Source organism: Nonomuraea sp. NPDC003804 (assembly GCF_040610675.1).
Taxonomy (GTDB): Bacteria; Actinomycetota; Actinomycetes; order Streptosporangiales; family Streptosporangiaceae; genus Nonomuraea.
This window is the reverse complement of record NZ_JBEXMT010000001.1, coordinates 479603-501763: the sequence shown is the minus strand read 5'-3', so window position 1 is coordinate 501763 and position 22161 is coordinate 479603. Positions and strand designations below refer to the sequence as shown.

Sequence of the window (22161 nt, the reverse complement as noted above, 5' to 3'; positions counted from 1 at the left end):
TAGCTGTCAATTGGCACTTTTGCGTTAGGGTGATCGCATGGATCTACGCGAGCTGCCGCTTCGGGAGCGCAAGAAGGCCCGCACGAGGCAGGCGCTGACGGAGGCGGCGCTGCGGCTGTTCACCGAGAAGGGGTTCGACCACACCACCCTCGACGAGCTCGTCGACGCCGTGGAGGTCTCCAAGCGGACCTTCTTCCGCAACTTCCCGAGCAAGGAGGACGTCGCCCTGGCGGCCGACACCGAGCTGTGGTCGACCTTCCTGGACGAGGTCGACGCGATGGAGGTGGCGGGGCTGGTGCTCGACGCCTTCAGGACGGCGTTGCGGGTGAGCCTCGAGCGGATGGACGAGGGGTGGGGCGCCAGGTTCCTGGCCACCAGGGCGCTGTGCGCGGTGACCCCGGCGGTGCAGGCGCACAGCCTGCGCTACTGCGACCAGACCACGCAGGCGGCCTTCGCGAGGATGGGCGCCCGGGCGGGGTTCGACGCCGAAGACGTACGGCTGAAGCTGGTGATCGAGGTCGCGATCGCGGCGTGGCGGCACGCGGCGCTCAGCTGGACGGGCGACGGCGGGCCGGGCGGGCTCGCGGGACTGCAGGAGCGCCTCGACACGGCCTTCGCCGCGATCCCCGACAGCGTCGCGCTGACCGGGGCGAACGCCGACCGGTGAGGTGGCCCGGCCGTACTGAGGGCCGGCGGGTGTCGCGCGGCGCGATGCGGTGGCCCGGAGCGCCCGCGCCGCGGGAGGATCCGGCCGCGCTGACGGACGGTGGGTGTCGCGCGGCGCGGCGATCCAGGGCCCGCGCGTTGGGTGGGGTGGGTCCTGGGTGCCGGATGGTCAGAGGTGGCCGACCGGTGGGATCGGGTGGGCGACCCGGTGGTGGTGATGGTGGCGGCATGGTCGAGGATGGGCACGCCAGAGCCGTCCGGCAGAGGGGATCACATGGACTGGGCCGAGATCACGTCCGAGGAAGAGCTGCGCGACCTGCTGGGCGAGGTGATGCCCAGGGCCGCCGCCAAGGATCGGTTCGCGCTGCACGAGCGCGACAAGGAGTGGCTGGCCAACTCCCCGTTCTGCCTGATCTCCACCGCGGCCGCCGACGGCACGTGTGACGTCTCGCCCAAGGGTGACCCGCCCGGCTTCACCCACGTCATCGACGACACCACCATCGCGATCCCCGACCGTCCCGGCAACCGCAGGGCGGACGGGTTCCGCAACATCCTGACCAACCCGCACGTCGGCCTGCTCTACCTGGTGCCGGGGCGGGGCGAGACGCTGCGCATCAACGGCAGGGCCAGGCTGGTGAGGGAGGCGCCGTTCTTCGACGAGATGATCGTCAAGGGCCATCGGCCGCGGCTGGCGCTGGTCGTGGAGATCGAGCAGATCTTCTTCCACTGCGCCAAGGCGTTCCTGCGCTCGACGCTGTGGAAGCCGGAGACGTGGCGGCCCGACGCCATGCCGTCCCACGCGGCGATCCTGAAGAGTGTCCAGAAAGTGGAGGAGTCCCTCGAAGAGCTGGAGCGCTACTACGGGGACTCCTACCAGGAGAAGCTGTACAAGTCCTAGGCGGCGGACGGGGGTCCCGAGGGCAGCCGGATCACGTTGCGGCCGCTGTACGCGCTCAGGTCGACGACCGTGGTGTCGGTCTGGGTGTGGTTGCGGCGGCCGGTCTTCCTGATGTCGCGGACCTTGTGTCGCGCCACCCGCGGCGGCACCGCCTCAAGCCTCGTGTTCACTGAGCCCCCCGGCGTGATGTTTTTGTTACATCACATTACTTACAGATTGCCCCATAAGTCCCATGTAAAGATCGCGTCAGTACGGAAGCCGTCGTCCGGACGGCGACCGCAGGTCCAGGTCCTGAGGCCGGCTCGGCTGGCGCTTGGACGGTGTCTTGACGATCCTGGTGCGTCGCATGGTCTGCCCCCTTCGGTTGTCCCCACAGTGCACCCGGCCGCTTGACAGCGGCTTGGCGAGCACTTGCGGCCCGCCGACCAGGTCGTCTCCACACCGCGCAAGCCCCGAGCAAGCCCGAACGAGCACCACCCTCAGGTCCGGGCGGGCCCGGCGTGGCCACAACCGGCGCGAGCACCCCGCCCGCGCACCGCAACTTCGCGACAGGGAAGGGCATCTAACCCCCCGTGAATGATCCAGCGCGCATCGGTGGTTACTGGCTGGCCGGACGGCTCGGCGAGGGTGGCCAGGGTGTCGTCCACGAGGCATACGACGGCGAGGGCCACAGGGTCGCCATCAAGGTGCTGCACACCGCCGACGCGCGAGGCCTGGCCAGGGAGGCGACCGCGGCCCAGCGGGTGGCCTCGTTCTGCACGGCCCGGGTCCTGCACGTCGAGACCGAGGGGCCGCGGCCGCACATCGTCTCGGAGTACGTCCAGGGCCCGAGCCTGCGCGCGGCGGGCCGCCTGTTCGCGGGCGACGACCTGTACCGGCTCGCGACCGCCGTGGCCACCGCGCTGACCGCCATCCACGACGCGGGCGTGATCCACCGCGACCTCAAGCCGGACAACGTGCTGCTCAGCCCCGACGGGCCGCGAGTGATCGACTTCGGCATCGCACGGACCGCGGAGATGTCGCTGACCAGGAGCGGTGAGGTCGCCGGCACTCCCAGCTACATGGCCCCGGAGATCTTCACGGGCCAGCGCGCCACGCCGGCGGTGGACGTGTTCGCGTGGGGCGCGGTCGTGCTGTTCGCCGCGACCGGCGAGGACCCCTTCCGCGCCGACCACCTCGGCGGCGTCATGCACAGGGTGCTGTCCTCGCAGCCGGACCTGAGTGTCCTGCCGGAACGGCTGGCCCCGCTGGTGGCCGCGGCGATGGCCAAGGATCCGGCCGCCCGGCCGACCGCCCGCGACCTGCTGCTCGCGCTGGTCAGCGCTCCGGTGGCCGCTACCGGGGAGCTGCTGGCGGCCGGCAGCCGCTCGGCCATGGGCCTGCACGTGACGGGCGAAGCCGATCCCGCGCTCGGCACGATCGCCGAGGACGCCTACGGAGGGCTCGGGCCGCAGGAGCGCGAGCTGGTCCCCGAGGTGTTCCTGCGGCTGGTCGCCGTGGACGAGGACGGCCGCGAGACCGTCCGCTGGACGCCCAGGTCGGAACTGCTCGACGGCGGGCGGGACGAGCCGGTCGAGAGGATCCTGCGCGCCTTCTCCTATCTCGTCACCGAGAGGGACGGCATGGTCGCGCTGTCGCGTCCGGCGCTGCTGCGGGCGTGGCCGAGGCTGCGCGGGTGGGTGGACGCCGACAGGGCCGGCCTCGCCGTCCTGACCGAGCTCAGCGCGGCCGCCAGGCAGTGGGCCGACCACGGCCGCCGCGACGGCGACCTGCTGCAGGGCAGCCGCCTGGAAAGCGTGCTGAGCTGGGCCGCGACGGGGCGCAAGCACGTCACGCTCACCCCGACGGAACGCGACTACCTGCGCGCGGGTACCGAGCTGACCAGGAAGCGGGCCCGCAGGCGCAGGCTGACCACCGCGGCGCTGGCCGGCCTGCTCGCCGTCGCGCTGGTGGCGGGCGGGCTCGCGGTGTGGCAGGCCCGGCGCGCCGACGCCCAGCGTGACGCGGCCACGGCCAGGAACGTCGCGATCGAGGCGGCGGCGCTGCGGGCGGGCGATCCGGTCAGGGCGATGCTGCTGACGCTGGCCGCCTGGCGGGTCTCGCCCGGTGTCGACACGCGCTCGGCGCTGGTGTCGTCCTACCAGCAGAGCGAGGTGGCCGCCTTCCACGACCCGCCGGTCGACGGGGTGGCGCTGCGCACGCTCACCCATGACGGGCGCTTCCTGGTCAGCGTGAGCGAGAGCGGCGTGTCGGTCCACGATCTGCGTTCCGGCCGCAGGACGCGCGGCTGGGCCGTACCGGGGATCGGCGGCGAGTACCTGTTCGACGTGTCAGTCAACGGCAGCGGGCGGCGCGTCGCCGTGACGACCGACAAGAGGATCACCGTCTGGGACGTCGCCACGGGACGGCTGGTGGCGCAGAAGGCGATGCCCGAGGGGTCGGGCGGACGCGGCGCCGACTACGGCGACAGCGAGTCCACGCTGGCCGTCAGCCTCACCGACTCGCTGATCTACCTGTGGGACCACGACAGGGGCCGCACGTTCGGCGGCATCCGCGCGCGGGATTCCTTCACGGGCGGCGACCCGCTGGTCGACAGGACCGGACGGCTGCTGCTCGTGCCGGGCGACCCGCCCTTCTCGGCGCTGCGGCTGCCCGCGTGGACCAGGGACGACAGGCTGACGGCCGCCTGCAAGGACCAGCCGCACGCGGCGGCGTTCACCGCCGACGGCACGATGCTGGCCTGCGCGGGACGGGAGATCCAGCTCGTCGACCCCGCGACGGGCAGGCGGCTGCCGCTGCCCGGCGGCGAACACGAGTTCTGGCCCGCGGCGCCGGCGTGCGAGCTGTGCGGCGCGGCCGTCAAGGGCCTGCGTTTCAGCCCGGACGGCCGCTACCTGGCCGCGTTCGCCGACCGGTCGCTGCGCGTCTGGGAGGTGGCCGACCAGCGGCAGGTCCTCGCCTACCAGGCCGAGGGCGAGCTGACCGACGCCCGCTTCGACGGCGACGTCCTGCGCTACCTGCTCGACGACACCGTCGTCACCCTCGACCTGCGGCCCCGGGTGAGCGGTTTCCGCACCACCGCCGCCCAGTGGGGCACCGAGCTGAGTCCCGACGGCAGGTGGGCCCTGACCAGGCCGGACGAGCACACGATGGAGCTGTGGGAGCTGGCCGCCCGCCGCCGGGTGTGGCGGATGCGCGCCTCCGGCCGGCCGGTCTTCGACCAGCAGGGCGAGCGGCTGCTGACCATCCCTGAGAGCGGCCGGATGACGCTGTGGGACCTCAGGACGCGGCAGCGGCGGTGGTCGGCGCCCGTGCCCTTCGACAGGCCCGCCGTCCAGGCGGCGTTCACGCGCGACGGCCGGACGCTGGTCCTCACCACCGCCCTCACGGAGACGGACATCAGGATGAGCCGCGTGGACGCGCGCACCGGCCGCGGGCTGGGCACCTCCGCCACACGCGCCGCCGGCGGCGTCCTCACCCCCGACGGGAAACGGCTGGCGGGCACCGACGGCCGGTTCCACGACGTGGCCACCGGCAGGCCGATCGGCGCCGGGTTCGGCACGGGGGTCGTCGCCGTCAGCGACCAGTCGACGATGGCCGTCAGCGGCGACCGCACCGGCCGGATCGCGCTGCGCCGCCTCGACGGCCAGGCCGCCGCCTCGCCGATGCTGAGAGGCGCGATCGAGCGGGTGGCGCACATGGCCTTCTCTCCTCAGGGTGACCTGCTGGCCACCGTGGGCGACGACCCCGGCACGCTCCAGCTGTGGGACGTGCGGGCCCGGCGGCGGCTCGGCGGCCCGGTCAGCGCGTACGCCGAAGGGCTGCCCGGCGAGGGCGGCCTCGCCTTCAGCCCCGACGGGAAGGCGCTGTACGTCGCCGAGCACGCCGGCCTGATCCACGAGTTCGTGGTGGACCCCGAGCGCATGGCCGGCGCCCTCTGCGAGCGGGCGGGACGCGAGCTGACCGAGCGGGAATGGCGAGAGTCCTTCGAGCAGGTTCCCTATCGCCAACTTTGCAGCTCCTGAGAGCATCCAACACGCCATGGGGGATGCGCTGATCGACGGGGACCCGCAGCGGCTGGGCGGCTACTGGCTCGCCGGACGGGTCGGGGAGGGCGGCCAGGGAGTCGTCTACGAGGGCTACGACGCCCAGGGCGAGCGGGTGGCGATCAAGGTGTTGCGCGGCGACCCCTCGACCCAGCCCCGTCTGGCCAAGGAGGCCGCGGCGGCCCGCCGCGTCCCGGCCTTCTGCACCGCCAGGGTGCTGGAGGCCGACCTGGACGGCCCGCGGCCGTACATCGTCTCGGAGTACGTCGAGGGCCCGAGCCTGCGCGCGGCGGGCCGCGTGTTCGCGGGCGACGAGCTGCACCGGCTGGCCACCGCCGTGGCCACCGCGCTGACCGCCATCCATGATGCGGGCGTGATCCACCGCGACCTCAAGCCGGACAACGTGCTGCTCGGCCCGGACGGGCCGCGCGTCATCGACTTCGGGGTGGCCCGCACGCTGGAGATGTCGCTCACCTCGGCGCAGCTGCTGGCGGGCACGCCCAGCTACATGGCGCCGGAGGTGTTCTCGGGCGAGCGGGCCGGCACGGCCGCCGACGTGTTCGCCTGGGGCGCCACCGTGCTGTTCGCCGCGACCGGGCAGGACCCGTTCCGTGCCGACTCGCTGGGCGCGGTCATGCACCGCGTGCTCTCCCACGAGCCCGACCTGTCGATGCTGCCGGGTCCGCTGCGGGCGCTGGTGGGCGCCGCGCTCGCCAAGGACCCCCGGCAGCGGCCCACCGCCAGGGAGCTGCTGCTGGGGCTGGTCAGCGGGGACGGCCTCGACACCGCCAGGCTGCTGGCCCAGGGCGTGGGCTCGGCCGCGGCCATGGCGGCCCACGGCGGCCGGCCGGCCGCCGACCCCGCGCTCGGCACGCTCGCCGAGGACGCCTACGCCGCGCTCGGCCCCGCCGAGCGGGAGCTGGTGCCCGAGCTGTTCCTGCGCCTGGTGACCGTCACCGAGGACGGCGATCTGGCCGTACGGCAGGCCGCCCGCGCCGAGCTGCCCGACGGCATCGAGCCGGTCCTGCGGGCGTTCGCCTACGTGGTGTCCGGCGGCGACCCCGTCAGGCTGTTGCGTCCGGCTCTTCCGCTGGCCTGGCCGCGGCTGCGCGCGTGGATCCAGGCCGACAGGGACGGCCTGGCCGTGCACCGGCGCATCGCCGCCGCCGCCACGAGCTGGGCCTCCGGCGGGCGCAGGGACGCCGACCTGTTCCACGGCAGCACCCTGGACGCCGCTCAGCGCTGGGCCGCGACGGGCCGCAGGAACATCACGCTCACCCCTGCCGAGCGCGACTTCCTGGAGGCCGGCTCGGCGCTGGTCAGGCGGAGGGGGCGCAGGGTCAGGGCCGTCTCGGTCGCGCTGGCCGTCCTGCTGGTGCTCGCGGTGGCCGCGGGCGGCTTCGCCGTCCAGCAGAGCAGGCAGGTGGCCGAGCAGCGCGACGTGGCCGAGTCGGGACGGCTGGCGGCGCTGGCCGACTCGGTCCGGGCGAAGGACCCGGTGCTGGGCATGCTGCTCGGCGTCGCCGCGCACGACGTCGCCGCCACGCCGCAGGCGATGGCGGCGATGTACCGCGGTCTCACCTCGGCGGCCACCCGGTCCTTCACCGACCCGGCCGCTGTGGCGGTCAGGGTGCTCGGCGCCGACGGCCACCGCCTGTTCAGCGCCTCCGACGGCGAGGTGAGGGTGTGGGACACGCGCACCGGCCGCAGGACGGCCGCCTTCCGGCACCAGGAAGGCGACGTCATCGGGATGGCGGCCAGCCCGTCCGGCCGCACGCTCGCGGTCGCCACCGACAAGGAGGGGGTCATGCTGTGGGACGCGGCGACGGGCGCCGCGCGCCGGCCCCGCTACCGGCTCTTCGAGGGCGCGGAACAGATCGACTTCGCCGTGTCGTACAGCGCGTCCGAGGACGTCGTGGTGGTGCGGGTGGGGCAGGGCGCCACGTTCTGGAACACCCGCACGGGAGCGAAGACAGGTGTGCCCACGCTCGGCGGGAACCTGGAGGTGACCCCCGACGGCAGGACGGCGGTGTACACGCTGATGGGTTCCGAGCTGCGCCGCCAGGCGTTGCCCGGCGGGCGGGCGGCCACGTTGTCGCGCTGCCCGCGGCTGTGCCAGGACTTCGCCCTGAGCCCGGACGGCGCGAAGGCGGCCGTTCCGGGGCCTGAGGAGGACATCCAGCGCCTGGCCGTCAGCACGGGCAAGGAAACGGACATCAACCTGAGCGGATGGAAGGGCGGCGCCATCTCCTGGAGCGGGGACGGCAGGCTGATCGCCGCACTGGGCGACAACGGGCTGCAGGTGTGGCGGGCCGGCGACGCCACGATGGTGCTCGACGAGCCCGTCCCGCCCGGCGCCGACCACCTGGCCTTCGATCCCGACGGCCGCACGCTGCGCTACCTCGCCGGTGACACCGTGGTCGGCGTGCCGCTCGATGCGCGCCCGCGCCGCGGCCCGAGCGGGGAGCTGATCAGCCCCGACGGCGGCCGCCTGCTGGCCGGCCGCACCGTGCGCCACCTGGCCACGGGCCGGACGGTCACCCTGAAGGACGAACCCCAGTACCCGCGGGTCTTCAGCGGCACCGGCGCGGCCGTCGCCACGGGCGGCGACGAGAGCGTCTCCGTCCACGACACCGCGACCGGCCGGAGGCTGGCCGAGCTGCCCATGCGCGACGAGGCACCCCAGGGCCTGGCCTTCAGCCCCGACGGCGCCCGCCTGGCCGTCTCGGCGCAGACCTTCGTCAGCCTGGTCGACCTGAAGAGCGGCAGGCAGATCTGGCGGGCGCCGTCGAACATGGCCGACGAGCTCGCCTTCACCCCTGACGGACGCCACCTGTCGGTCGGCGACGGCTTCCTGGACGCCGCGACCGGGCGTCCGGCCACCCCACGGCCGCTCGGCGCGGTGGTGCGAGGGCTGGGCTTCTCCACCGACGGCACGGTCTTCGGCTGGCCCGACGGCTCGGCCCGCATGGCCTTCTGGCGGCGGGGGACGGCCGGGCCGTCCTCGGCGCCGCTGCGCGACCTGCCCGTCAACCCGGAGCTGACGTTCTCGCCGGACGGCTCGCTCGTCGCCGTCACCGCCATGGACGGGGTGCGGGTGTACGACGTGGCCTCCGGGGTGGTGATCGTCACGGTCAAGGATCCCTCGATCAGCCAGGCCCGGTTCGCCGCGGGCAGGCTGCTGGCGCTGGTCGACGGGAAGCTGGCCGAGTACCCGCTGGACCCGGCCGTGGTGGCGAAGCGGGTGTGCGCGCGGGCGGGGCGGTCGCTGAGCGAGGCGGAATGGGCGGTGTACGTGCCGGGCCTGCCGTACCGGCGGGTGTGCGGCAGGTGAGAGGCGGGTGTGCGGCAGGTGAGAAAGGAGCGGCGCCGGGTGATGCGCCCGCATACGCTACGGCCATGACGCTGATCGACGCTCACGCCTTCCCGCTCGCATGACCCTGGCCAGGCTCGTCGCCGTCTGCGCGGCCTGGGGGGTGTTCTGGGGGTCGTGGTCGGCGTTGCTGCCTGCCGTACAGGCCCAGGTCGGGGCGAGCGACGCCGATCTCGGCGTGGCGCTGGCCGGCGTGCCCGCCGGCGCCATCCCGGCGATGGCGCTCACCAGCAGGCTGGTCAGGGGCAGGGAACGCGCGGCGCTGGCCGTCACCACCGTGCTGTTCGCCGTCGCGGTGTCGCTGGTCGGCCTCGTCGGCAGCCCCCTGGCGCTGGGGCTGGCGCTGGTCGGGCTCGGCGCGACCAGCGGGGCGTTCGACATCGCGCTCAACACCGCGACCGGCAGGGCCGAGCGCGAGTCGGGGCGCAGGCTCTTCCAGCCCGTGCACGCCGCCTTCCCCGTCGCCGTGATCGTCGCCGCCCCCGCCACGGGGCTGGCCCGCTCCCTCGGGTACGGCCCCGCGCAGGTGCTGGCCGTCGTCGCGGTCCTGGTGCTGGCCTGCGCGGCCTTCGCCGCCGGCCTCGCGCTCGGCCGGGGCGTCCAGCCGGTCGCCGAGTCCGGGCGGCACGGCGCCTGGCGGCACGCGGTCGTGCTCGGCGCGCTGGCCGCGGGGGCGCTGGTCATCGAGAACTCCGTCGAGCAGTGGTCCGTCCTGCTGCTGGAGGACCATCTGGCCGCGCCCACCCTGCTGGCCAGCGCGGCGCCCGCCGTCTACATGGGCGCGCTCACCGCGGGCCGGCTGGTCGCCCAGGCCCTGCCCAGGCTGGGTCTGCGCACGCTCTACCTCGTGGCGGGACTCGGCGGCGGGGGCGGGATCGCGCTGGCGGGGCTGGCCCCTGTGGCGTGGCTGTCGCTGGCCGGGTTCGGGCTGACCGGGCTGGCGCTCGGGCCGCTGGTGCCGGCCATGCTGAGCAGGGCCGCGGTGGGCGACGAGGACGGCGCGTTGGTCTCGGCCGTGTCCACCTTCTCCTATGCGGGGTTCGTCGCCAGCCCGCTGCTGGTCGCGGCGCTGTCGGCGGCCTTCTCCCTACCCGTGGCGCTGGCGCTGCTCGGGGTGCTGGCCGTCCCGCTCCTCGGCAGATATTTGACCGATCGTTCTGGATAGGGCATATTCAAGACCACTCGTTCTAGAAAAGGGAGTGGTCATGCGTTTCACGGACAAGGTCGTGCTCGTCACCGGAGGCGGTTCCGGCATCGGGCGGGCGAGCGCCCAGGCGTTCGCCGGCGAAGGGGCCACGGTGGTGGTGGCCGGCCGGAGCGTCGAGCCGTTGCTGGAGACGGTGCGGCTCGTGGAGGAGGCCGGCGGTACGGCCGGCCACGTGCGGGCCGACGTCACGCGCGCCGCCGACGCCGAGGCGATGGTCGCCGAGGTCGTGGCGAGGTACGGCCGGCTCGACGTCGCCTTCAACAACGCCGGCGTCTTCGCCGGGGGCGCGGTCACCGACCTGGACGAGCCGACATGGGCGCACGTCATGGACGTCAACGTGACGGGCGTGTGGCTGTCGATGAAGTACGAGATCGAGCACATGCGCCGCAACGGGGGCGGCGTCATCGTCAACACCGCCTCCAACCTGGGCGCCCACAAGCGCTACGCCGGACTGGCCGCCTACATCACCTCCAAGGCGGCGGTGAGCGCGCTGACCAGGGCCGCGGCGCTGGAGTACATCGGGGAAGGCGTCCGCATCAACGCCGTCAGCCCCGGCCCCGCCGAGACGGCGATGTCGCTGCGGCCAGGCGAGAGCGAGGCCGAGCGGGCCGAGCGGATGAAGTCGGCGCTGCCGCTCGGCAGGGTGGGCACGCTGGAGGAGATCGCGGGGGCCGTGCTGTACCTGGCCTCGCCCGAAGCCGGTTTCGCCGTGGGCACCGACCTGGTGGTCGACGGCGGCGCCTCCGTCTGACCGCCACCACGTAGATCATCGGCCAAGAGTCGGCGCGGAGGACGAATGCATTCCTCCCTCGGGGTATCTCCGCTGAAGTAACCCCGGGATCGGAGGACCGACATGGCCGTCTGCGAAGTGTGCGGGAACGACTACGACATGAGTTTCGAGGTGCACGCCCAGGGCGCGGTGCACACCTTCGACTCCTTCCAGTGCGCCATCCAGGCGATGGCCCCCATCTGCGAGCACTGCGGACAGAAGATCATCGGGCACGGCGTGGAGGCCAACCGCCGCTGGTACTGCTGCGCCCACTGCGCCCGGCAGGAGGGGGCGACGGCGATCGTCGACAGGGTCATGGCGGGGACGTCCGCTTAGGTGGACACTGGCCTTGTGTCCGACTTTGACGTACTGGTCGTGGGCTCGGGCCCTGGCGGGCAGAAGGCCGCCATCGCCGCCGCCAAGCTCGAACGACGCGTGGCCGTGGTCGAACGCCGCAACATGATCGGCGGCGTGTGCATCAACACCGGCACCATCCCGTCCAAGACGCTGCGCGAGGCCGTGCTCTATCTGACCGGTCTCAACCAGCGGGAGATGTACGGCCAGAGCTACCGCGTCAAGGACGAGGTCACCGTGGGCGACCTCGGCATCCGCACGCAACACGTGATCGGGCGCGAGGTCGACGTGATCCGCAGCCAGCTGTCACGCAACCACGTGGCCGTCCTCAACGGGACGGGCCGCTTCGTCGACCCGCACACCGTCAGCGTCGTCGACGAGCACGGCAACGACGTCAAGGTCACCGCCGACAAGATCGTCGTCGCGGTCGGCACCAGGCCCGCGCGTCCCGCCTCCGTCGAGTTCGACGAGCAGACCGTCATCGACTCCGACGGCATCCTCAACCTGCCGTCGGTGCCCGACTCGCTGGTCGTGGTCGGCGCGGGCGTCATCGGCATCGAGTACGCCAGCATGTTCGCCGCGCTCGGCACCAAGGTCACGGTCGTCGAGCGGCGCGAGCGCATGCTCGACTTCTGCGACCTGGAGATCGTCGAGGCGCTGAAGTACCACCTGCGCGACCTGGCCGTCACCTTCCGCTTCGGCGAGACCGTCGCCGCCGTCGAACGCCGTCCCCGCGGCGCGATCACGCTGCTGGAGAGCGGCAAGAAGATCCCCGCCGCGACCGTCATGTACTCGGCGGGACGCCACGGTATGACCGACGACCTGGGGCTGGCGGCCGCCGGCCTGACCGCCGACGACCGCGGGCGCATCACCGTCGACGCGGTCTACCGTACGGCGGTGCCGCACATCTACGCCGTCGGCGACGTCATCGGCTTCCCCTCACTGGCGGCGACCTCCATGGAACAGGGCCGCATCGCCGCCCACCACGCCTGCGGCGAGCCCCTCGGCGGCCTGTCGGCCCTGCAGCCCATCGGCATCTACACCATTCCCGAGATCTCCTTCATCGGGCAGACCGAGGACGAGCTGACGCATTCGCACGTGCCGTTCGAGGTCGGCATCTCCCGCTACCGCGAGCTGGCCCGCGGCCAGATCATCGGCGACACGTACGGCATGCTGAAGCTGCTGGTCTCGCCCGAGGACCGGTCGCTGCTGGGCGTGCACGTGTTCGGCACGGGGGCGACGGAGCTGCTGCACATCGGGCAGGCGGTGATGGGCTGCGGCGGGACGATCGACTACCTCGTGGACGCGGTGTTCAACTACCCGACGCTGGCCGAGTCGTACAAGGTGGCGGCGCTGGACGCGATGAACAAGCTGCGCAGGGTGGCGAAGTTCGAGCTTTGAACGGCCGGCGAGAACGGCACGCGACCGGAGAATTCCGGCGGCAGCGTGACGGAGTCTGTCAGGGTATGGCTTATGGATCTCCATGACGCCAAGCGGCTGGCCCGGGCGCTCGACGAGCTCATCACGACCGCGCACCAGACGATCAGCGAGGAGAGGGAGCCGCCCGAGCTGGTGACCCGGGTCACCGCGCACCTGGGATGCGATCTGCGGCACATCGTCAACGTCGCCGAGAACCTTCCGGGCTGGGAGCACGTCAACCTCCAGCGCGGTGTGGACTCCTACCTGGCCGCGCACAGCCCGCAGGCGGAGTGGTTCGGCATCGCCGGGCACGGCCGCGAGCACGAGGACATCGTCAACATGCTGGCCGGCGCCGCGCGTGGCTGGGAGCGGTACGAGCCCGGCGCGGTGGACTACGCCACGGCGGCGGTGGGGCCCGACGAGACCACCGAGGTCGTCTCGCTCGGCCTCGTGCTCGCCCGCTCTCCCGACGGCGCCCCGGTGGTGATCGGCCTGCGCGGGGCGCAGGAGCACACCCCGCAGTGCCGGCTCGTGGTGCTGGCGAAGGACCGGCCGAGCGCCACCCGTGCCCGCGACGAGATCTCGCGGCGCATGCGCGAGAACGACGTCTACCAGGGGCAGGTCCTGTCGTTCGAGTGGAGCGAGCATCGCGGCAACGACCTGGTGACGTTCCTGCCCCGGCCCCGCATGACCGCCGACCAGGTGATCCTGCCGGGCGACGTGCTGGCCACGATCGAACGGCACATCGTGGAGATCGGGGAGCACGCCGTACGGCTGCGCGCCAACGGCCAGCACCTCAAGCGCGGCCTGCTGCTGCACGGGCCGCCCGGCACGGGCAAGACCCACACCGTCCGCTACCTGATGGGCCGGATGCCCGACTGCACCGTGATCGTCATGACCGGCTCGGCGATCAGGTACGTCACCCAGGCCGCGGGGCTGGCCAGGCGGCTGCAGCCGGCGATCGTCATCCTGGAGGACGTCGACCTGGTCGCCCGCGACCGCTCCTACACCGCCGACGGCAACCCGCTGCTGTTCGCGCTGCTCGACGCGATGGACGGGGTGGGCGCCGACGCCGACGTGACGTTCGTGCTCACCACCAACCGCGCCGACGTCCTGGAGCGCGCCCTGGCCGACCGGCCCGGACGGGTCGACCTGGCCGTCGAGATCCCCAAGCCGGACGCCGGCGGCCGTGCCGCCCTGCTCCGGCTGTACGCCAGGGACCTGCTCCTTGAGGCCGACCTGGAGCCGATCGTGGCCAGGACGGAGGGCGCCACCGCGTCGTTCTTCAAGGAACTGCTGCGCCGTGCCGTTCTCGCCGCCCTTCCCGAGAGCGGCACGGCGACCGTGCCCACGCTCACCGGCGCGCACCTCGGCCGCGCCCTCGACGACATGCTCGACGAGCGCGCGGCACTGACCAGGGCCCTGCTCGGCTCGGGTGAGCGCGTCCATCACCCCGGCGCGGACGACGACGAGCCGTTCCCCGAGCCCGCGCCTTACCTGCCGGGCGGCCCGCATCCCGGCTCCACCGTGGGTTTCCACGACTTCTGATCCGCCGCCCCGCCGGGGGCGCGGCGGCAGGGCGGGCGGCGGGGGCGAGCAGGCCGCGTGCCAGGATGGCGGCATCGCCCGAGACACGGGAAGGAGCGTCCATGACCGACCGCTTCGAGACCTTGATCGACCGGCAGATCCGCGAAGCGCAGGAGCGCGGCGAGTTCGACGACCTGCCAGGCGCCGGCAAGCCGCTGCCGAACAGGGACGAGCTGAACGACGAGCTCTGGTGGGTGAAGCGCAAGCTCGCCGAGGAGAACCTCACCCTGCCGCTCCCGCCCTCGCTGGCGCTGCGCAAGGAGGCGGAGACGGCCCTGGCCACGGCGCGGGCCGCCGCGACCGAGGGCGAGGTCAGGCGCGTCCTCGAGGAGATCAACGGGAAGATCGCCGAGGGGAACAGGAAGGCGATGTCAGGACCGCCGCTCAACCTCATGCCCTACGACATCGAGGAGTTCCTGGCCGGCTGGCGCGCCCGCCGGGGCGGCGGGTCCTGACGTCGAGGTCGGCGGATTGGTCGGCGGGCGCCTGCTGCGGCATGATGGGGCCAGCCTGGCCGATCGTCGGAGGCTGATCTTGATCTCTTCCTCAGCGGGCCCGCGGCCCGCCGACTTCACCGACGTCAGGGCGACCAACCTCGCCGTCGTCCTCCGCTTCGTGCGTGACAAGGCGCCGTGCTCGCGGGCCGACATCGCCGCCTCGACCGGGCTCAACAAGGCGACCGTGTCCAGCCTGGTCGCCGACCTGATCGAGCGGCGGCTCGTGCGCGAGGTGGGCCTGACGGAGAACCGCGTCGGACGGCCGGCCACCATGCTGGTCCTGGACGGCTCGCCGTACGCGTCGGTCGGCCTCGAGGTCAACGTCGACTACCTCACCGCGGTCGCGGTCGACCTGTCGGGCGAGCGGCTGCTGTCGTGGCGGCGCTCCTTCCCCGGAGCGACGGCCACCGCCGCGCAGGCCGTGTCCGCGGTCGCCGCTCTCACCAGGCGGGTCATCAGCCGCATGAGCCGCGACCGGCGGCAGGTGCTCGGCGTGGCGGTCGCCGTTCCCGGCCTGATCGGCACCAGCGGCACGGTCGTGGTGGCGCCCAACCTCGGCTGGCGCGAGGTGGACCTCGCGGGTGACCTGGCCACGGCGCTCCGCGACCCCGGCTTCCCCATCCAGGTCGAGAACGACGCGAACCTCGCGGTCCTGGCCGAGCACCGGTTCGGGCCGCTGAGCGGCACGCCGAACCTGGTCTACCTGACCGGCGAGGTGGGCGTCGGCGCCGGTGTCGTCCTCGACGGACGGCTGCGGCGCGGCGGCCAGGGCTTCAGCGGGGAGATCGGGCACATCCAGATCAACCCCGAGGGGCCCGCGTGCCGCTGCGGCCGTACCGGCTGCCTTGAGGCGGTCGCCGGCATCGGGGTGTTCGTCTCGGCCACCGACCCCGCGGAGGTGGAGCCGGAGATCCGGGAGGTCGTCCGCCGGGCGAAGGCGGGCGACCGGCCGACCCTCGACCTGCTCGCCAGGGTCGGGCGTGACCTCGGCAGGGGCATCGCGATCGTCACGAACCTGCTCAACCCCGAGGCGGTCATCCTGGGCGGCTACTACGTGCCGCTCGCCCCGTGGCTGCTGCCCGCGGCCACCGCCGAAGCCTGCGACCGCACCCTCGCCGGCGACCTGGGCGGGTGCCGGATCGTCGCCTCCACCCTGGGGTACGGCGCGGCGGCCCTCGGCGGGGCGGCGCGCGTCCTCGACTCGGTCGACTCGGGCCGCCTGCCCGCCCTCCAGGCCTCGTGACTCCCGGACGGCGATACGCCCGGGGGTATCCAGAGGTCATGGGCCGGCGTGCCATACGGCGTTCCGGAGGTCAGGCGCCGGGGGCGGGGCGGCGCAGGCGGGTCATGGCGGCCTCGACGTCGGCGCCGCCCGCCCGGTTGTAGGGCAGCCTGGACAGCAGCATGCCCATGGCGCAGGTGTCGGTGACGGCGGCCACCGCCAGGCCCGTCCCGACGAGCCCGGCCACGACCACCGCGGCGGGGATCCAGAGGCTCGCCACCACGGAGGCGACCACGATGGTCCCCGCGACGAGGCGGACCTGCCGCTCCAGCGCCCAGCGCGGCCGGCCGCGGTCGACCGGCGCGCCGGCGGCGATCCAGGCGTTCATGCCGCCGTCCAGGACCACGACGTCGGCGGGCCCGGCGCCGGCGAGCGCCGTTCTGGCCCGTTCGGCGCGGCTGCCGGACTGGCACACGAGGAGCAGGCGGCCGCCCGCGTCGGCGACGATGCGCCGCCGGTGGGCCTCCACCTGGTCGAGGGGCAGGTTGACGGCGCCGTCGATGTACGCGGAGGCGAACTCGGCCGGGGTGCGGACGTCCACGACGAGGACGCCGGGGTCGGCCGCGACCAGCGCTCGAGCGGAGGCGACGTCGATACGTGACATGGGGGTTTCTCCTGTTCTGTCGAAGGTGGGGCGCGAGCGTCAGGCGCTCGCGCGCGTCTCCAGCGCGGCTGCGACCTCACGGACGCCGGCGCCGGTGAGCGCGATCGGCCGGTAGCCCTCGCCGGCGAGGCGGCCTGCCGCGATGCTCGCGCGGCGTCCGGAGACGCAGGCGACCAGCACCGGTCGTGCCGGGTCGAGCTCGCCGGGAACGCCCAGGGTGAACAGCTCGGGCAGGAAGCGCTCGGCCGCGCCCTCCAGCCGCTGCTCCTCCCGCTCGCCGGGCATCCGCACGTCCAGCAGCTGGGCGTCCGGCTCGGCGGCCCGCTCGACGAAGGCGTCGAGCTCCAGCAGCTCGTAGGTCTGCGTGGCGGCCTCGCCGAGGTCGCGGACGACGCCCTGGACGGTGTCGACGCCGATCCTGGCGAGCTGGGTGACGGCCTCGGAAACGTCCTGCCCCGGCTCGGCGACCAGCGTGATCGGCTCCTGGTGGGGCAGCAGCCACCCCGCCCAGCTGCCGAAGTCCTCGTCCAGCTCGATGCCGACCGAGCCGGGCAGCATGCCGAGCGCCTGTGCCCGGCGGGGCCGCAGGTCGACCACATGAGAGCCGGCGGGGATGTCGGCCACGCCGAGATCGGGAACCGCCACGGACGGCATGGGCGGCACGCCGAACGTGTTGGCCGGCCCCATGTGCGCGTAGAAGGCGGGGATGGGCATGGGGTGGGCCAGCAGCTCGTCGGCGAACCTCTCGGGCTCGTCGATGGCCAGGAGCGGGTTGCCGGCGCGTTCGGCCCCGATGGTGGAGGTCAGCCGGCCGGCGCCGGTGGCCGTGCAGAAGGAGCCCTCGCCGTGCGTGGGGTACAGGCCGACGCCGGGCGGCAGGGCGGCCAGGCGGTGCAGCGAGTGGTGCTGCATGCGGGCCAGCGTGCGGGCGCGCTCGGGGCCGAGCAGGTCGGGACGTCCGGCCGAGGCGACCAGCAGGCTGCCGCCGGAGAACACCGCGACCGGCTCGCCGTCGACCAGCACCAGGTAGCTGGTGTGCTCGGGAGTGTGGCCAGGGGTGTGGACCGGGCGGATGGTCAGGCCCGTCCCGCCGTCGATGTCCTCCAGGTGGAAGGCGGGGGTGTGCCGGTAGGCGGCCGCCGCGGCGGCGGGCAGGACCAGCTCGGCGCCGGTGCGCAGGGCGGCCTGCTCGGCGCCGGAGACGTAGTCGTTGTGCAGGTGCGTCTCCAGCACGAACCGCAGCTCCACGTCGCGCTCGGTGGCGGCGCGCAGGAAGCGGTCGATGTCGCGCTGGGGATCGACCAGGACGCCGCGGCCCTCGTGCGACAGCAGGTAGGTCTGGTCGCCCAGGCCGGGCGTACGGAACGACGTGATCTCCATCCCGTCTCCTCTCTGATACCCCTGGGGGTATCCATCGGGCAAAAAAGTGCGGCCGCGGGCGCGCGGCCGCCGGGCTAGGCGAGGGCCAGGAAGAGCTTCTCCAGCTCGCTGACGCTCATGGGGGGCTGGTCGCCGCGGTTCTGGGCGTCCTGGCAGTGGCGCAGGCCGGTCGCGACGATCTTGAAGCCGGCCCGGTCCAGGGCCTTGGAGACGGCGGCGAGCTGGGTGAGCACCTTCGTGCAGTCCTCGCCCGCCTCGATCATCGCGATCACCCCGGCCAGCTGGCCGTGTGCCCGCTTCAGCCGGGTCAGCGCGTCGCCGACCATGCCCTCGTTCAGCTCCATGCTTCGACTATACCCCCGGGGGCATCCGGGAAGGCAAATCGGAGCCTGTGACAGGCTTCGGCGATCCACATGATTAGGTTAGGCTCACCTTAGTGTGAACCCCCGCGCGCGACGACCGGAGGAACCCCGGGTGCCCAGCGAAGGCCGTGACGTCCTGCGACGTGCCATCACCGGACAGTGGAGACAGGCCGCGAGCGGAGCGCTGCTCGCCGCGAGTCATCAGACCGGCGAGGCCCTGGTCCCCGTCGTGGTCGGCGTGGTGATCGACCAGGCGATCTCCGGCGGTGACGGCGGCGCGCTCGCCGGCTGGATCGCCGTCCTCGCGCTCACCTTCGCCGGGCTGTCGTTCAGCTACCGCTTCAGCGCCCGCGCCGCGGAGCAGGCCGCCGAGCTGGCCGCCCACGAGCTGCGCCTGGCGCTGACCAGCCGGGTGCTGGCGCCAGGGGCGGGCGCCGAGACCGGCCGGCTGCCGGGCGAGCTGGTCTCCGTCGCCACCTCCGACGCCAAGCGGGTGGGCGCCGTCAACGTCGCCCTGACCGCGGGCGTCGCGGCCCTGGCCGGGCTGGTGGCCGGCGGCGTGGCGCTGCTGATGGTGTCGGTACCGCTCGGCCTGCTGGTCCTGCTGGGCGTCCCGCCGCTGCTGGCGCTGGCGCACCTGCTCGGCAAGCCGCTGGAACGGCGCAGCGGCGCCGAGCAGGAGCGCGCCGCGCGCGCCTCGGGCGTGGCGGCCGACCTGGTCGCAGGACTGCGGGTGCTCAAGGGCATCGGCGCCGAGCGGGCGGCGGTCGACAGGTACCGGCGGACCAGCCGCGACGCCCTGGCCGCGACCGTGCGGGCGGCCAGGGCGCAGGCCTGGCACGACGGCGGCATGCTGATCCTCACCGGCGTCTTCCTCGCGATCGTGGCGCTGGTGGGCGGGCGGCTGGCCGCGCAGGGCGACATCAGCGTCGGCCAGCTGGTGGCGGCGGTCGGGCTGGCCCAGTTCCTGCTCACCCCGCTGTCGATCCTGGCCTGGGCCAACGGCGAGCTGGCCCAGGGCCGGGCGTCGGCCGCCAGGATCGCCTCCGTGCTGGCCGCGCCGCCGGCGGTGGCGGGGGGCTCGCGCGAACTGCCCGAAGTCGTGCGCGGCGGGCTGGTGGTCAAGGACGTCTCCCACGGCGCCCTGCGCGGGCTGAGCGCCGAGGTGGCGCCGGGGGAGCTGCTCGGTGTCGTCACGACCGACCCGGCGGTGGCCACCGCGCTGCTGCAGGTGCTCGGCCGGACGGCCGACCCGGGGTCGGGCACCGTCGAGCTGGACGGAGTGCCGCTGTCGAGCGTCGATCCCGCACTGGTGCGCCGGGCGATCGTGGTGGCCGCGCACGACGCGGACCTGTTCGAGGGCACCCTGCTGGAGAACGTCGCCGCGGCCGCGCAGGATGACGGCCTCCTGGCGGAGAAGGGCGGCGCCGCTCAGGGTGACGGCCTCCTGGCGGAGAAGGGCGGCGCCGCCGCGCGGTCCGGCCACGGCCCGGTGTCCCGTGCCGTGGTCTCGGCGATGGCGGCGGCGGCCGCGGACCAGGTCGCGGCGGCGCTGCCGGACGGCGCGCACACCCTGCTCACCGAGCGCGGGCTGTCGCTGTCGGGCGGCCAGCGCCAGCGGGTGGCGCTGGCCAGAGCGCTGGCCGCCGCCCCTCCGGTGCTGGTCCTGCACGACCCGACCACCGCGGTCGACGCGGCCACCGAGGCCGCGATCGCCCAGGGGATCAGGACGGCCAGGGCGGGGCGCACCACGGTCATGGTGGCCACCAGTCCGGCGCTGCTGGCGGCGGCCGACAGGGTGATCTTCCTGGACGGTGACCTGGTGACGGACGGCACCCACGCCGACCTCGTCCAGGAGCACGAGACCTACCGGGCGGCGGTGCTGACGTGACGGCCGCGAAGAGCGAGCAGGCGACGACGGAGGAGGCGCGGCACGTGACCGCTGAGGAGAGCAGGCCCGCGCCCGGCGGCGCCCCGGCGAAGGGTGGGGAGCGCGAGCTGTTGCCCACCGCCACCGCGGCACGCACCAGGGCGGCGGTGTGGCGGCTGGCCCGCCCGCACCGGGTCACCGCGTTGGCCGGCTTCGCCGTCCTGGTCGTGGCGACCGGCGTCGGCCTGCTCACCGCGCCGGTGCTCGGCCACATCATCGACCTGGTCGTCCAGGGCAGGCCCGCGGACGCGGTCACCGAGCCGGTCGTCTGGCTGGTGGCGATCGCGGCCGGCCAGGGCGTGGCGAGCGCCGTCGGCGTCTCGCTCGTGGCAAGGCTGGGCGAGGGGATGCTCGCCACCCTGCGCGAACGCTTCGTCGACAGGGCGCTGCGGCTGCCCCTGGAGCAGGTCGAGCGGGCCGGCTCCGGCGACCTGACCGCCCGCGTCACCGGCGACGTGGCGGTGATCACCAACGCGGTCCGCGACGCGCTGCCCGCGCTGGCCCGTTCGCTGCTGACGATCGTCCTGACCCTGGCCGGCATGGCGGTCCTCGACTGGCGCTTCCTGCTCGTCGCGCTGCTCGCGGTGCCGATCCAGGCGCACACGCTGCGCTGGTACGTGCGCCGCGCCGTCCCGCTGTACGCGGCGCAGCGGGTGGCGGTCGGCGCGCAGCAGCAGCAACTGCTCGGCACGGTCGGCGGCGCGCCGACCGTCAGGGCGTTCGGGCTGGCCGAGCAGCACGTCGGCCTGGTCGGCGCCGGCTCGCGGGCCGCGGTCGACCTGGCGGTGGCCGGGGTCAGGCTGGTCACCCGCTTCTACGCCAGGCTCAACCTGGCCGAGTGGGTCGGGCTGTCGGCGGTGCTGGTGACCGGCTTCCTGCTGGTGCGCGGCGGCGGCGTCACGGTCGGTACGGCAGGCGCCGCCGCGCTGTACTTCCACAGCCTGTTCACCCCGATCAACATCGCGCTGGGCCTGGTCGACGACGCGCAGGCGGCGGGGGCGGGCCTGGCCAGACTGGTGGGCGTGGTGGAGGCCGCCCCCGCGCCCGCCCCGCCGCTCGCCTCGGGCACGGCCGCGCCTGAGGTGCGCGTCCGCGACGTCGGGTACGCCTACCGCGGCGGCCGTCCGGTGCTGCGCGGGGTCTGCCTGGACATCGCCGCGGGGGAGACGGTGGCGCTGGTGGGCGCCAGCGGGGCGGGCAAGACCACGCTGGCCAAGCTGATCGCGGGCATCCACCCGCCCGGCAGCGGCTCGATCGGCGTCGGGGGCGAGGGCCGCGACGTCGCGCTGCTCACCCAGGAGGTGCACGTCTTCGCCGGCCCGCTCGCCGACGACCTGCGGCTGGCCAAGCCGGACGCCGAGGAGGCCGAGCTGGTCGCCGCGCTCGACCGTGTCGGCGCGCTGGCGTGGGCGCGGGCGCTGCCGGAGGGGCTCGGCACGGTGGTGGGCGACAGCGGCCACCGGCTCACCGCGGCCCAGGCCCAGCAGCTGGCGCTGGCCCGGCTGGTGCTCGCCGACCCTCCGGTGGTGGTGCTGGACGAGGCGACGGCCGAGGCGGGCAGCGCGGGCGCGAGGGCGCTGGAGGCGTCGGCGGCAGCCGCGATCGAGGGCAGGACCGCGCTGGTCGTCGCCCACCGGCTCACCCAGGCCGCGGCCGCGGACCGCGTCGTGCTGCTGGAGGAGGGCCGGGTGGCCGAGACCGGCACGCACGACGAGCTCGTGCGGGTCGGCGGCCGCTACGCGACCCTGTGGGCCGCCTGGTCCGGCCACCGCCAGGGGTGACCGGAC

The 22161-nt window shown here is 74.0% G+C and carries 17 protein-coding genes; 13 read left to right on the top strand and 4 right to left on the bottom strand.

Annotated features, from left to right (window positions below):
• Positions 1-37 precede the first annotated feature (37 nt).
• Both ABZX22_RS02255 and ABZX22_RS02250 read left to right on the top strand, forming a co-directional pair.
• Positions 38-667 (top strand): TetR family transcriptional regulator, encoded by a 630-nt coding sequence (locus ABZX22_RS02255; protein ID WP_354905203.1) that lies wholly within the window; start codon positions 38-40, stop codon positions 665-667.
• A gap of 273 nt (positions 668-940) precedes the next feature.
• Entirely contained in the window at positions 941-1564 is a 624-nt protein-coding gene (locus ABZX22_RS02250) for a pyridoxamine 5'-phosphate oxidase family protein (RefSeq protein ID WP_354905201.1), read from the top strand.
• Here the strand turns inward: ABZX22_RS02250 and ABZX22_RS02245 are convergent.
• A complete protein-coding gene (locus ABZX22_RS02245) occupies positions 1561-1734 on the bottom strand; it encodes a hypothetical protein (RefSeq protein ID WP_354905199.1) in 174 nt (57 codons plus the stop codon). The two genes, ABZX22_RS02250 and ABZX22_RS02245, sit on opposite strands and share 4 nt — an antisense overlap.
• A gap of 402 nt (positions 1735-2136) precedes the next feature.
• Between ABZX22_RS02245 and ABZX22_RS02240 the strand changes: the two genes are divergently transcribed.
• The 9 genes from ABZX22_RS02240 to ABZX22_RS02200 all read left to right on the top strand — a co-directional run bounded on the left by ABZX22_RS02240 (position 2137) and on the right by ABZX22_RS02200 (position 16059).
• The gene (locus ABZX22_RS02240; protein ID WP_354905196.1) at positions 2137-5589 is read left to right on the top strand and encodes a serine/threonine-protein kinase; all 3453 of its coding nucleotides are present in this window, start codon (positions 2137-2139) and stop codon (positions 5587-5589) included.
• A 16-nt stretch (positions 5590-5605) separates the two neighbouring features.
• Positions 5606-8944, top strand: a complete 3339-nt coding sequence (locus tag ABZX22_RS02235) for a serine/threonine-protein kinase (RefSeq protein WP_354905193.1) — start codon at positions 5606-5608, stop codon at positions 8942-8944.
• 100 nt (positions 8945-9044) lie between these two features.
• Positions 9045-10148 (top strand): hypothetical protein, encoded by a 1104-nt coding sequence (locus ABZX22_RS02230; RefSeq protein WP_354905190.1) that lies wholly within the window; start codon positions 9045-9047, stop codon positions 10146-10148.
• Positions 10149-10188: 40 nt separating this feature from the next.
• Positions 10189-10941 carry a glucose 1-dehydrogenase gene (locus tag ABZX22_RS02225; protein ID WP_354905187.1) on the top strand — a complete coding sequence of 251 codons (753 nt, stop codon included), beginning with the start codon at positions 10189-10191 and terminating at the stop codon, positions 10939-10941.
• 102 nt (positions 10942-11043) lie between these two features.
• Positions 11044-11295, top strand: coding sequence for a hypothetical protein (locus ABZX22_RS02220; RefSeq protein ID WP_354905185.1), 252 nt, complete (start codon positions 11044-11046; stop codon positions 11293-11295).
• A 15-nt stretch (positions 11296-11310) separates the two neighbouring features.
• Entirely contained in the window at positions 11311-12714 is a 1404-nt protein-coding gene (sthA, locus tag ABZX22_RS02215) for a Si-specific NAD(P)(+) transhydrogenase (RefSeq protein ID WP_354905183.1), read from the top strand.
• Between the two features lie 72 nt (positions 12715-12786).
• Positions 12787-14280 carry an ATP-binding protein gene (locus ABZX22_RS02210; protein ID WP_354905180.1) on the top strand — a complete coding sequence of 498 codons (1494 nt, stop codon included), beginning with the start codon at positions 12787-12789 and terminating at the stop codon, positions 14278-14280.
• 101 nt (positions 14281-14381) lie between these two features.
• Positions 14382-14774, top strand: a complete 393-nt coding sequence (locus tag ABZX22_RS02205; protein ID WP_354905178.1) for a DUF1992 domain-containing protein — start codon at positions 14382-14384, stop codon at positions 14772-14774.
• Positions 14775-14853: 79 nt separating this feature from the next.
• The gene (locus tag ABZX22_RS02200) at positions 14854-16059 is read left to right on the top strand and encodes an ROK family transcriptional regulator (RefSeq protein ID WP_354905176.1); all 1206 of its coding nucleotides are present in this window, start codon (positions 14854-14856) and stop codon (positions 16057-16059) included.
• Positions 16060-16129: 70 nt separating this feature from the next.
• On the opposite strand, the gene ABZX22_RS02195 is transcribed toward ABZX22_RS02200, so the two are convergent.
• From ABZX22_RS02195 to ABZX22_RS02185, 3 genes are all read right to left on the bottom strand, one after another.
• Positions 16130-16702 (bottom strand): rhodanese-like domain-containing protein, encoded by a 573-nt coding sequence (locus ABZX22_RS02195; RefSeq protein WP_354905173.1) that lies wholly within the window; start codon positions 16700-16702, stop codon positions 16130-16132.
• 39 nt (positions 16703-16741) lie between these two features.
• A complete protein-coding gene (locus ABZX22_RS02190; RefSeq protein WP_354905170.1) occupies positions 16742-18082 on the bottom strand; it encodes an MBL fold metallo-hydrolase in 1341 nt (446 codons plus the stop codon).
• A gap of 74 nt (positions 18083-18156) precedes the next feature.
• Positions 18157-18426, bottom strand: a complete 270-nt coding sequence (locus ABZX22_RS02185; RefSeq protein ID WP_354905167.1) for a metal-sensitive transcriptional regulator — start codon at positions 18424-18426, stop codon at positions 18157-18159.
• 130 nt (positions 18427-18556) lie between these two features.
• On the opposite strand from ABZX22_RS02185, the gene ABZX22_RS02180 reads away from it, so the two are divergent.
• A complete protein-coding gene (locus tag ABZX22_RS02180) occupies positions 18557-20335 on the top strand; it encodes an ABC transporter ATP-binding protein (protein ID WP_354905165.1) in 1779 nt (592 codons plus the stop codon).
• Positions 20332-22155: an ABC transporter ATP-binding protein gene (locus tag ABZX22_RS02175; protein WP_354905162.1), complete on the top strand. Its 1824-nt coding sequence runs from the start codon at positions 20332-20334 to the stop codon at positions 22153-22155. The genes ABZX22_RS02180 and ABZX22_RS02175 overlap by 4 nt, the downstream gene beginning before the upstream one ends.
• Positions 22156-22161: the final 6 nt, after the last annotated feature.